This is a genomic window from Leptospira ellinghausenii (assembly GCF_003114815.1).
Lineage (GTDB): Bacteria > Spirochaetota > Leptospiria > Leptospirales > Leptospiraceae > Leptospira_A > Leptospira_A ellinghausenii.
The window spans coordinates 144,030-154,776 of record NZ_BFAZ01000010.1; the positions used below are offsets into that span (position 1 = coordinate 144,030).

Annotated in this window: 14 protein-coding genes; 6 read left to right on the forward strand and 8 right to left on the reverse strand. The window is 38.2% G+C overall.

Features of this window, described 5'->3' with window-relative positions:
* Positions 1–30 precede the first annotated feature (30 nt).
* A complete protein-coding gene (locus tag DI076_RS17545; protein ID WP_108961147.1) occupies positions 31–438 on the reverse strand; it encodes an acyl-CoA thioesterase in 408 nt (135 codons plus the stop codon).
* 122 nt (positions 439–560) lie between these two features.
* Here DI076_RS17545 and DI076_RS17550 point away from each other — a divergent pair, with 122 nt between their 5' ends.
* Positions 561–1,151: a TetR/AcrR family transcriptional regulator gene (locus tag DI076_RS17550; protein WP_108961148.1), complete on the forward strand. Its 591-nt coding sequence runs from the start codon at positions 561–563 to the stop codon at positions 1,149–1,151.
* Here DI076_RS17550 and DI076_RS20535 read toward each other — a convergent pair.
* From DI076_RS20535 to DI076_RS17565, 3 genes are read right to left on the reverse strand one after another with little or no spacing between them, the layout of a single operon-like run.
* Positions 1,141–1,398 carry an LA_0364 family Cys-rich lipoprotein gene (locus tag DI076_RS20535; protein ID WP_108961149.1) on the reverse strand — a complete coding sequence of 86 codons (258 nt, stop codon included), beginning with the start codon at positions 1,396–1,398 and terminating at the stop codon, positions 1,141–1,143. The genes DI076_RS17550 and DI076_RS20535 overlap by 11 nt on opposite strands.
* Entirely contained in the window at positions 1,395–2,807 is a 1,413-nt protein-coding gene (locus DI076_RS17560; RefSeq protein ID WP_108961150.1) for a UTP--glucose-1-phosphate uridylyltransferase, read from the reverse strand. The genes DI076_RS20535 and DI076_RS17560 overlap by 4 nt, the downstream gene beginning before the upstream one ends.
* A gap of 1 nt (position 2,808) precedes the next feature.
* Positions 2,809–3,174, reverse strand: coding sequence for a hypothetical protein (locus DI076_RS17565; RefSeq protein WP_108961151.1), 366 nt, complete (start codon positions 3,172–3,174; stop codon positions 2,809–2,811).
* 112 nt (positions 3,175–3,286) lie between these two features.
* Between DI076_RS17565 and DI076_RS17570 the strand changes: the two genes are divergently transcribed.
* Positions 3,287–4,153 carry an esterase/lipase family protein gene (locus DI076_RS17570; RefSeq protein ID WP_108961152.1) on the forward strand — a complete coding sequence of 289 codons (867 nt, stop codon included), beginning with the start codon at positions 3,287–3,289 and terminating at the stop codon, positions 4,151–4,153.
* 63 nt (positions 4,154–4,216) lie between these two features.
* Here the strand turns inward: DI076_RS17570 and DI076_RS17575 are convergent, their stop codons facing one another.
* The 3 genes from DI076_RS17575 to DI076_RS17585 form a co-directional block, all read right to left on the reverse strand.
* Positions 4,217–4,663 carry a four-helix bundle copper-binding protein gene (locus tag DI076_RS17575; protein WP_108961153.1) on the reverse strand — a complete coding sequence of 149 codons (447 nt, stop codon included), beginning with the start codon at positions 4,661–4,663 and terminating at the stop codon, positions 4,217–4,219.
* Between the two features lie 68 nt (positions 4,664–4,731).
* Entirely contained in the window at positions 4,732–5,109 is a 378-nt protein-coding gene (locus tag DI076_RS17580; RefSeq protein ID WP_108961154.1) for a hypothetical protein, read from the reverse strand.
* 50 nt (positions 5,110–5,159) lie between these two features.
* Complete coding sequence (locus tag DI076_RS17585) at positions 5,160–6,383, reverse strand: TraB/GumN family protein (RefSeq protein WP_108961155.1); 1,224 nt, start codon at positions 6,381–6,383, stop codon at positions 5,160–5,162.
* 60 nt (positions 6,384–6,443) lie between these two features.
* On the opposite strand from DI076_RS17585, the gene DI076_RS17590 reads away from it, so the two are divergent.
* Genes DI076_RS17590 through DI076_RS17600 form a run of 3 tightly spaced genes read left to right on the forward strand, consistent with a single transcriptional unit; the run spans position 6,444 to position 8,368 of the window.
* A complete protein-coding gene (locus DI076_RS17590; protein WP_108961156.1) occupies positions 6,444–6,947 on the forward strand; it encodes a chemotaxis protein CheD in 504 nt (167 codons plus the stop codon).
* 5 nt (positions 6,948–6,952) lie between these two features.
* Complete coding sequence (locus tag DI076_RS17595) at positions 6,953–7,807, forward strand: HDOD domain-containing protein (RefSeq protein ID WP_108961157.1); 855 nt, start codon at positions 6,953–6,955, stop codon at positions 7,805–7,807.
* Between the two features lie 24 nt (positions 7,808–7,831).
* The gene (locus DI076_RS17600; protein WP_108961158.1) at positions 7,832–8,368 is read left to right on the forward strand and encodes a shikimate kinase; all 537 of its coding nucleotides are present in this window, start codon (positions 7,832–7,834) and stop codon (positions 8,366–8,368) included.
* 142 nt (positions 8,369–8,510) lie between these two features.
* Here the strand turns inward: DI076_RS17600 and DI076_RS17605 are convergent, their stop codons facing one another.
* Complete coding sequence (locus DI076_RS17605; protein WP_245918552.1) at positions 8,511–9,455, reverse strand: TPM domain-containing protein; 945 nt, start codon at positions 9,453–9,455, stop codon at positions 8,511–8,513.
* A 51-nt stretch (positions 9,456–9,506) separates the two neighbouring features.
* Here DI076_RS17605 and DI076_RS17610 point away from each other — a divergent pair, with 51 nt between their 5' ends.
* The gene (locus DI076_RS17610) at positions 9,507–10,688 is read left to right on the forward strand and encodes a hypothetical protein (protein ID WP_108961160.1); all 1,182 of its coding nucleotides are present in this window, start codon (positions 9,507–9,509) and stop codon (positions 10,686–10,688) included.
* The last annotated feature ends 59 nt before the right edge of the window (positions 10,689–10,747 follow it).

The window sequence follows — 10,747 nt, forward strand, 5'->3', positions numbered from 1 at the left end:
ACCTTCATATGATTCAGAAAAAAGTTTTCGTTAGGCAGTTGTTAGTTGGTCAAAAAAATGTTTTGGAATTTTCCAAGGTCTTTTTTTGGCAAAATCAAAAAATATAGCCGAAAAGATAGCTTCGCAGACTAGAACACCATCGGAAACCCGATACATATTTTGTACGACAGTTCCCCTTACGGCAGTCATATCCCGAAATCCAGTTTCAATTCGAACCGAATCGGGATGATTCAATGGTTTGTGGTAATTTAACTCGGCCTTTAAGACCACAGGACCGACCAGATTCTCTCTCATCTCTCGAATGGAAAACCCAATCTTCTCTAATGCCTGCATCCTTGCTTCATCCAAATAGGATTGGTACACTCCATTATTAACATGCCCATTGGCATCCAAATGGCTCCATAATACGGGAATTTCAGTTGTATGAGTCACTATCATGATCTTCGCTTTCCTCAACGATTCCAAGATTAGACAGAACGATCTGTCTGCCAACAAAAAAACAGACAATTCTGTCTAATTTATGATTCCCAAAATTGCAAATTGGACTCTAGTGGAGACGAATGAAACGTTCACCCAAAATTAGGATTCTCGAAATTGCCAAAAACAGATTTTACAGGCAAGGGTATCACCACACGGGGATCAACCAAATCATCCGAGAATCTGCGACAGCTAAAGCAAGTTTTTATGATCATTTCCCCTCCAAACAAACTTTAGGTGTTCACGTCATTAGAGCCTATGGTGTTGATGTGCTTGTATGGTTTCGCAAAATCCTTCGTAATTCCTCTACACCCAATGACTTTATATCGGAAATGTCCCAAGCAATGTTAGACCAAGTAAGAACGAATGATTCATATTACCAAGGTTGCCCCATTGCCATTTTTTCTAGCCAATTCCCTGTAGGCGAAAAACCATTTAGTGATGAATTCAAAAGGATTGTCATTCGTTGGGAGTCAATTTTAAGTACAGCCATTCAGAAATGGAAATCAAAAGGATTGATACAAAAAAATACAAAAGAATTAGAATTAGCAAGGGATCTGATCAATCTCTACGAAGGATCTCTTATGAACTGGCGAATTTCAATGAATGAAGATTACATCCTCCGTGCGATGTTACAAATCAAAGAAAGATTCAAAACAGAAATTAATAAATAGTTCCACTTTCGCAGTTTTTTCGACAGACTTTTTCTAATCCTAGGCAACTACCCACAATGGCCGCCAAATCTGCGTTACTGTAAGTAGACGCCCCAGTTGATACTCGATAAAATGCATCGTTCCGTAAAAAACATGCACCTTCAATTGTAGAACACTTATTCCGCTCATAACAAGCAGAACGAAACGAAAATGGCGAACCACAATCCAGTAAAAATACAAAAGTGATAGAACCAATCAAACCTCTCATAATGAAATGATTTGGTTTTCAAATTCAGTTTTTGATAAAGATGAAATTTTCTGAAGTGAACCAGAAACGTTTTGGAATTTCACCTTTCCCTTTATTTTCACAGGAACATCAAATAAAATCTCACCTTCCACAACCAATTCTTCACATTCAACTAAAGATGGTAAGGCCACAAACAATGTATCAAATTGTTGGATTTTTTTATAGAATTTTTCATCCAAAGAAACAAGAACTTCGCCAAGTCCTTTTTGCTTTCTTTCTCTTGTCATTGTTAACGAAAAATCTTCATTTAATACATAGGCATCCGAACGGCGGATCAAATAGTCTTCTGTTTTTTTGACAGGTGCAAATCGATCTCTTGGAATGATGATCCCTTTAAACTTTGAAAAATTACCAACCGCACTTCCCATTGCTGTTTCCAGTTGGATGACATCCTTTCCAGAAACTTGTTTTGGATTGACGATGAGAGATAAAGAAAAGTTTCCTTTTTGAAATCTTTCTTTGAGTGCACGCAAATTGATCCAAAGATTATTGGTAGAAAACGTTCTGAATTTTCCAAGTCCACTAAATTCGTGTTCGTGTTCTTTTGGAACTTGAGCCGTTTCCAATAATTCGTATTGAATCATTTTACCACCAACTAACTTACGATAAATGGCTCCACCTTTTTTATCCGCTAAAGTTTTTGGTGTCATTTCCATTGCAAAATGGATATCTTCTTTGAGTAAGTAGGATACGATTTGAGGGTCTACAGTTGCGCCTAAATTATCCCCATTGGAAAGGAAAGCAATTTCAAATCCTTTGGAGAGAAGTTCATCTAAAATCCCTTCTTCCATCATGGTAAAATAAATATCACCATGACCAGGTGGGCACCAATTTTCCTTTTCTACATTGGTTTTGATGGGAGCAAAGGTTTTTGCCTCTAATCTTGGAACTTTATGTTGTAAAAAACTAGAACGTAACGATTGTTTGAATCCACTATGATTTAATTCTTTTTGAGAATCTTCTTGGGTATTATAAGAATCCATGAATAACAAAGGAACATCGATACCATATTGATTACGAAGGTATTCAATTTGTTTTGCCATCACGGATAAAAAAGACAAATTCCCTTTGATCGGGATGAGGGACTTTGCTTTGTCGAGTCCCATACTTGTCCCAAGTCCCCCATTCAACTTGATGACAACAAGTTTCGATAGAAGTGTGGTATCGAGAGGATAAGAATCATGGATGGACTCAAGGGAAATTTCGTCAGATTTGGGGTCTAAATCTCCTACCTCTTCCCAACGTACGATCCCTGTTTCACCATTACGGACTGCGTCTACTTTAAGTATAAAGTCAGCGATGAACGCATCAGAAAGACCTGCCTGTTTCATCGTCTCGCGGATCAGTTGGTCTACGGTTTCTTTCTCCATTTCATTTCCCTTCGTGTGGTTCCCCTAATTCGATCCGGTGGGGTTCATCAATGATTCCCGGATTCCAGAAAAAAAAGACATGAATATTACGACCTTCCCGTTTTGGAACCGGCGTCGTTTCTTTCCTTTCGTACTTTGGCATAAATACTTCGAAATTGTACACCCAATACTTTCCTTTTTTACGAGAAATCTGACGGATCCCCTGATTGAGAGGGTCCTTCTTAATGAGTTTTCCATAAGGAAGTGGGTATTTTGTCTCCCAAATTTCAGGGAGTAATTTGGCTGCATCCTCATAAGTCCCAGGATTTGCCGAGAGATAGGACGGCAAAACCAAAAAGAACAAAAAAAAGCGCACCGAATGTAACATAGCTTACTAAAAGGCAATCCTATGTGGAGTCGGTTAGAGGTCAATTCAGGAATTCTTCCCCTGGAATTGATTTTCCTAGACAAGAATTGTGTCAGATTGAATCATCAAATTCATGTTTCGCTTCATGGAATATCTGGAACGATTTTGGGCTTTTGTATCATTTTACCTGCCTAGTCATTTGTCGATTGATAACAATAAAGATAAAAATATTCTCATTGTGCCTGGGTTTAGAGCCGGTCGTTTTTTTTATGCAAGACTAAAGTCAAATTTAGACAATCTGGGTTTCAAAGTTGGGATTTTGTCTACTTTACGAAACCCCACTTCGTTAGAAGAAGCAATCCAACACTTAGCGAAACAAATTTTAACAGCACCTAACGAAGTTACTTTGATCGCTCATAATACTGGTGGTCTATTGGTTTTGATTTTACCAGATGAAGCGAGACGAAAAGTAAAAAGATTAATCACTCTTGGAACTCCCTTTCATGGATCTGATCGATTTACCAATACAAGATTTTCGTATTGGGGTTTTGAATCGGATTGGGTGAAAACCAATTATAAAAACGCATTATTTTTTCCACTTTTCCAACCACTCTCTGCCATTGAAGATTTTAGTTTTCCCCCTCAAGAAAGTACCGAGTTTGGACAAGGACGTGACCTTTGGTTTGACATTCCAGGGAATTACAATCTTGTACGCAGGAATGAAAACATCCGAACATTACGTGAATTTTTAGGAACACCAAAAGATAATATTAATATCGCACCAAGTCCGAAAGCAAATCCTGACTTTGCAGTCCCTAAAAAAATCGAGGTTGATTTTTCTAAATATGAACCAGCTGTTTATAAAAAGAATCAAGCAACGTTAGCAAAAAAGAAATCTTCTTCTAACAAAGAGTTGTCGAAACCGTCACCAAAAACAAAACAGAAAGTGAAACAGACTCCGAAACCAAAGGCAAAACCGAAAAAGAAATCCAAACGGTAATACATAAAAAAAGCTGTCCACCAAACGATGGACAGCTTCTAAAAATAAAGTTCTAACCCGAACTTAAACTTTTTTTAGTTCTTTTGCACAAGCAAGACAACTGTCTCTACATTCTTTGCAAACTGCATGGTGATTGGCATGTTTATCACATTCTTTTGCACAAGCTTCACAGACTTCCACACATAAATTTGCTAGTTTCTTGGTAAACGTTGAACTTTGGCTCGCAAGTTTCACAAACGAGTCACAAAGGCTAATCACTTCACGAGTGGAGGCCGCACATGCTGCCATCGCTTTATCACCTTTTCCAAGTTCGGTGATACAATGACTGAGGCATACTTCTGCTGATAATTGGCAATGGATTGCTGCCATCATCGCTTTTGCGTATTTGGATTTCCCTGCAGTGGGCATACTTGCACTTTCGTGGTTATGGTCTTCTGCGGAAAGTGTTGATAAAATTCCAGAAACAGCCACTGCCATTCCTGCTTTTTGTAATAATTCTTTGCGATTCATATTCTAATCCTTCTGTAGTGATTTTAATTATTTGAAATCGGTTCACCTCAGTACAAGGTGTGCCATTCTCAAATCAGAAGGTGGATGGTACGAGTGGGAATATGAGGAGGGAGTTTGTGTTGTGATTTGGCAATCCAACTCTCGGTTGGTCGCGGTTTTAACAAGGAAACAAAAGACCCACGGGAATCTGACCAAACAACCAATGTCATCATTGGTTTGCCGATTGAAAGATCCGAATCAGGTGAAGATTGGAGTGATTCTAAGACAATCGGACAATCACAATTGTCTTTTTTGTCCGATTCACCTGCTTGTGTTTGGTGGCAAGGAGGGAGTGAGGATTTCTGAACGAAGGATTCAGGAGATAAACATACCCCAAAAAGGGAAGATTTACACCCTAAATAGAGTAAAAACAGCAGAATGAACCCTAAACTTGCCTTACGTTTCATTGTTGTTCCCTTGTCTTTAGACGAAGAACCCTTACAATCAGATTACCAGTTTAAAATAAATTCTTCAAGCCTTTTCCTGCGACAATAAAGGTTCCAATTGTGGACCCAAATTGGGGGAGGAAAAAAACCAAAAAGATATGCAAAACTCTATTTTTCCAAAACCCTTGAAAGGTTTCTGAATCTTCTGCAATTCTTTCAAAATCTTCTACCAGTGGTTTTCGTAAATAGGACTCAGATAAGGCACTCACCCAACCCGCCTTAAAAATGGGAACAAAAGTTCCAATGGGTGCTGTAATGAAAGCAAGTAAAATGGAAATGGGGTGTGCCCATGCAATGAGTGCTCCGAGAGCAGCAAGCCCTCCTTTGATGTAAATGAGTTTAGAAAACAAATCCAAACCCGCTTCTCCCCCTTGGCTCCAAGTGGTATAACCAATAAGCCCAGCAAAAAACACAGGGTAGATGATAAGACTCAGACTATCCCAAAGTTTTGGTTTGGGTACTTCGTCTAACACCGATAAGTCATTTTGTAAATCTATATTCCTTTCGATCCCAGCGAGGTGGCCTGCTCCCACAACTGCTACTACTTTTTTTACCTTTTTATCTAAGGTAGAAACGCGGATTTTTTCGGCTAAGTATACATCCCTTTCATCAATGATAACATTTTTGATAGATTCGTATTTTTTTGGAATTTGTGAGAATAAATCTTTTAGGATATCATCTGATTTCATTTCTTCAATTTTTTCATCAGAAACATCTTCTTTGACAAGTAATGATGCAAGTAAGGCACTAAAGAGATACATCTTAGAAAAAAATCCAACATTGCCCCACGAACGTTTGAGAGTGGTTTGGATTTCTCGGTCAACTGGAAGGACCGGTTTTTTGAGTGATTTTCCAAGAGAGATGGCTTTACGCATTTCATCTCCTGGTTTGATGTCTTGGTTCCCCATTTTTTTCTGAAACGAAGAGAGGATGAGACTCGAAAGTAATAACCACATCTTTCGTTCTTTGAACACTTTAAAAATATCTAATTTTTTAAGATAGTCTGGGTCTTCCACAGACTTCATGCGTGATTCACATAACTCAACACAAATGACATCCGGTTTGATACTTTGGATCAGTTTTTCAACTTCTTCCACACTTTGTTTGGAGATGTGGGCAGTTCCTAAAATATGGACTTCTGTTTTGTCAATGGTTTTAAATAGGTAAGGTTCTTTGGTTTTGAAACCTTTTTTGGCAGATTTTCTTGGTGGAGTAGTTTTTTTGATTGAACGCATACTGAGAAGTGACTATCTATTATACCTAAATAACGGTTCCTCTCTCTAGAAACAAGAAGAATGTCTATAAAATCCAAAATCATCAATGTGGGAATTGCTGACATTAAGGTCGGAAAAGATACGGATGTACTCCGGACTACATTGGGTTCCTGCATTGGAATCGTCTTGTATGACCCCGACCAAAAAATTGGTGCCATTTCACACATCATGCTCGCAAAAGATCCAACTGGAAAAGACATGAGTAAGTTTCCTCACAAATATGGAGAAACAGCACTTCCAATCCTCATTGATATGATGAAAAAGGAAGGATCAAACATTGGGCAATTCTCTTGCCGAATTTTTGGTGGTGCTTCCATGTTTAAAGGAATCAATTCCCAATTCTTACAAAATATTGGGGAACAGAACATTCTCATCGTCAGAAAGTTTATGGAAGAAAAAAAAATCCCAATCATTGTGGAAGATGTAGCTGGTAACGAGGGAAGAACCATCAGTCTCTACTGCGATGACGGTCGCGTTTTGCTAAAAAAAGCTGGTATGGAAAAATACCTTTATAAGGTGCGTTAGGCGATATGCTAAAATCAAAAGTTGATGAAGTATTACAAGACGTAAATAAACTACCGGCCATTTCATCGGTTGTTTCCAAGGTATTGGAAAAATTACAAAAACCCGATGTCAACATTGCTGACTTAGCACAAGAAATTTCTAAAGACCCAGCCATTACGGCCAATGTAATCAAACTCTCTAATTCGGCTTATTACCGAGCTTCCAAACCGATTCGAACTGTCCAAGAAGCATTGATGACTTTAGGGATCAAAACGGTAAAAGAAATTGTACTTCTTACTGCAGCAAAGGGAATCCTTGCGCAAGACTTAAACAGTTACCAATTGGAAGCGGCACAATTATGGACTGCATCCTTACTTGTTGCAGAACTTTCTAGTAAAATCGTCCAACACAAAAAGTTAAAAATTGATAAAGACTTAGCCTTTACTTCAGGTCTTTTGTGTAGTGTGGGAAAAATTGTATTAGCTCAGTTCTTTAGCCCTGTGATGATGCAACTCAAAGCAGACTTAAAAAACAACCAAGAACCATTCCCTACATTAGAAAAAAAATACTTCGGTTACACACACATGGAAGTTTCCGAAACACTTTTAAAACGATGGAACTTCCCTGTTGACCTTACCGATGTTGTGGCAAACTACCTCACTCCTGAAAATTCCAAAGTAAATCCTCTCCTCACTTCAGTTGTGCATATAGCAAGTATCCTCATTGTCGTATCAGGGATTGGGATTGATATTGGTGGAGAATCAGTTCCGATTTCGCCATTTGCTCTCAGCCAAACAGGTGTTACTGATGCAGATATCGAAACTTACTTTGTTCACATTCCTGACTTACAAGCAGGTCTTGCCGATTTGTTAAATGTTTAAAACAAACTAAGGATTTACTCTTAGATGAACATCATCTTTATTGGGGCCAGAGGAGCGGGGAAATCAAAAGTTTCCCGTAATTTATCAAAACAAACAGAAATTCCAGTAGTTTCAACGGATTCCATAGCGGTTTATGAGGCCGGTGGGTTACCAATCCCTAAGTTTGTAGATAAAAACGGATGGAAGGCTTTTCGTGAATTAGAATATTCTATTTTGCAAAAACTACAAAATGCAAATGGCATTATTTTAGATTGTGGTGGTGGAATCTTATTTGATTTAGATGATGTTGGCAATGAAATTGTGAGCCAAAGAAAGTTGGACTTATTACGAAAGATTGGCCGCATTGTTTACTTAGAACGTGGTATTGAAGAGCTTGTGGAAAAAGTAAAAGGGGATAAAACAAGACCCGACCTTTCGAAAGTAACTTCTTACAAACAGATTTTAGAAAAAAGACTTCCCGTTTACCAAGAAGCTGCACACTTTAAATTGAATTTATCCAAACTTTCCAAAGAAGAAGCAGTTGAACGGATATTAGACTGGCTAGGACTCAAATCCAAATAAAGGAAAGAGGTGTTGTCGGTTACAAGCATTGCGCTTATCAGCATACCATTTTTAGTCGTCCAAATGACAGACAACTTTTGGTTAGGGTTCGGTAATCGAAAAAAAAATGATTTAAAGATTCAGCTAAGCGAGCTTAATTTCATTACCAACTTCCACTCGAACCCCCTCCACCAAAACTTCCTCCTCCACCACTAAATCCACCACTCGAACCTCCTGAAGACCCACTCCCACTACTTCCAGAAAATCCACCGGATGAGAAAAATACATTGTCTGTTACCTTTGATGCAATGTGTTTTACCCATTTCACTTTATCCCTTGTGAGCCTTACAAAAAGAAAACCGAACCCATAAACCAAATTACAAAAAACCCAAGCATAATAACCAAAGAACATTGTTGGTACCCATTGGAAGAACACCAATATGAAAAAAAACATACCAACACCTTCCGCTTCATAATGAAAGGCCGAAATGAAAGCAAATAAAAACAAAACTCCTACAAACAAACAACCCAAAGGGTATAAAAACCAATTCCCTTGGAAATCGAAACCTCGAAAGGATTGGAATTTTTGAAATAGGGATGGTTCTTCTGGAGTGACTCCAATTGTTGCAGTTTGCAACAACTGTTCCAATCCCAATCGAATCCCAGTTGTGTAATCTCCTTTTCGGAAATGAGGGATCATGGTATCTCGTATGATTCGTTTGCAGTACACATCAGTGAGAACACCTTCCAAACCATAACCAACTTCAATCCGAACTTTTCTGTCATCAATGGCAAGTAATACTAGAACTCCATTATCGGAACCTTCCCTACCAAGTTTCCAGTTTTCCGCCACTTTTAAGCTATACTCTTCTAAGATCTCACCTTCAAGTGATTGTACGACAAGAATCGCTACTTGGTTTGATGTTTGTTTTTCGTGTTCGGCTAGGATTGATTCCCATTCTAAAGCCACATCTTTAGGAATTGTTCCTTCTTCAAAAGTAACTCTCGATTCTAATTTCGGAATCTCTTTTGCGAGTAATCTGGAATTGTAAGGAAGCAGGTAAAAAAATCCTAATACAAACCAGGCGGATACAAATCTTATTTTCATTGGCATAAGGCTAGTTGACAAATTGAAAAAAATCAAAAAGATTTTTGATGCGTGGAAACAACATTTTTACAAAATTCTATTTTGATCCAAGGGGCAAATGTGCATCCTTACGTACTATTATCGGGATCGATTGTTTTGGGGATTCTATCTCTACTCGGTATCCTTTTTTGGAAACACTCCACGATCGGAAAAAAAGGGATTCTCTTTTCCCTTCTCACGTTTACCCCACTCAGCTTGGTTTGTGTGAAATCTTATCAGGAAACCAATTCGTTTTCCTACCATGTACAAGTGGACGGAGAGTCGAAACAGGTTCGGTTTGGAGATACTCAAGGAATAAATGATTTGGGAATCCCTTTTTCCGATTGGGTTTCATACCAAATCCATTCTGATGCGGAATCCAAAAAAGATGGCTGGAAATATACAGATACTATTTATCTCAAACATAAGTTAGGTTTACTGATTCCGGTTTCGACCATTACAGTTAGAAAATACACGGACAAATCAAAAGAGTTTAGCCGTTACTTAGATTTAAACCGGGAACTTAAAAAATTCTATCGATTTATGCCACTACCCATTGAAGATGAGTTAGGTGACCCATTCCCAAAATTGCCAATCCCACTAACACCGAATTCCCTATTAAATTCCCATGATTTACCAAACCTTTCATTTGTAAGACCAGATTCGTTGTTCCCGATCCAATGGGATCATTCCATTTCGAATGCAAATTGGTTTTTTTCGTTTTGTTTACTGGCAGTCGGCCATATGGGGCTTTTGGTAACACTTGTGAGTTTAAAACAAGAAGAGAATCAAAACATGAAAACAGGTATTGTCATCCTTCTTGTCGGGTATCTCAGTTTTGGTGTACATTTTTATTATTGGATCGGTAAAAAAATGGGGGTAACCTACCAAATCGAACGTTTGTCGGATGGTTATGCGTTATATGGAATATCAAAGAAGGGAAAAGAGAAATTACAGGAATTGAAACAAACCGAAGATTTGATGGTACGTTTAGAACTTCCCTCAAAATACTTCTGGGTCCAATCCAGAAAAAATTACGAATCCACACGTAAGTTAGCAAAATCCTTACTCGATCCAAATTCCGAACTGACCACCACATTGAACCATACGAAAGAACTGTTCACCTCTTCTCAAATGGAACGTTGGGATTTAAGCGATCTTCCTATGGAAGTTGCAGTTCGCTTCTTTCTTGTACTCCGCCAAACTTTAGACTAAATATAAATATGCTATATTTATAATCCGATTTTGTATATATTATGCTAAATGATCAAATG

Bases quoted from the DNA above. Each gene is read 5' to 3' on its own strand.
- DI076_RS17545 (WP_108961147.1), bottom strand. From the start codon at position 438: ATGATAGTGACTCATACAACTGAAATTCCCGTATTATGGAGCCATTTG.
- DI076_RS17550 (WP_108961148.1), top strand. From the start codon at position 561: ATGAAACGTTCACCCAAAATTAGGATTCTCGAAATTGCCAAAAACAGA.
- DI076_RS20535 (WP_108961149.1), bottom strand. From the start codon at position 1,398: ATGAGAGGTTTGATTGGTTCTATCACTTTTGTATTTTTACTGGATTGT.
- DI076_RS17560 (WP_108961150.1), bottom strand. From the start codon at position 2,807: ATGGAGAAAGAAACCGTAGACCAACTGATCCGCGAGACGATGAAACAG.
- DI076_RS17565 (WP_108961151.1), bottom strand. From the start codon at position 3,174: ATGTTACATTCGGTGCGCTTTTTTTTGTTCTTTTTGGTTTTGCCGTCC.
- DI076_RS17570 (WP_108961152.1), top strand. From the start codon at position 3,287: ATGTTTCGCTTCATGGAATATCTGGAACGATTTTGGGCTTTTGTATCA.
- DI076_RS17575 (WP_108961153.1), bottom strand. From the start codon at position 4,663: ATGAATCGCAAAGAATTATTACAAAAAGCAGGAATGGCAGTGGCTGTT.
- DI076_RS17580 (WP_108961154.1), bottom strand. From the start codon at position 5,109: ATGAAACGTAAGGCAAGTTTAGGGTTCATTCTGCTGTTTTTACTCTAT.
- DI076_RS17585 (WP_108961155.1), bottom strand. From the start codon at position 6,383: ATGCGTTCAATCAAAAAAACTACTCCACCAAGAAAATCTGCCAAAAAA.
- DI076_RS17590 (WP_108961156.1), top strand. From the start codon at position 6,444: ATGTCTATAAAATCCAAAATCATCAATGTGGGAATTGCTGACATTAAG.
- DI076_RS17595 (WP_108961157.1), top strand. From the start codon at position 6,953: ATGCTAAAATCAAAAGTTGATGAAGTATTACAAGACGTAAATAAACTA.
- DI076_RS17600 (WP_108961158.1), top strand. From the start codon at position 7,832: ATGAACATCATCTTTATTGGGGCCAGAGGAGCGGGGAAATCAAAAGTT.
- DI076_RS17605 (WP_245918552.1), bottom strand. From the start codon at position 9,455: ATGAAAATAAGATTTGTATCCGCCTGGTTTGTATTAGGATTTTTTTAC.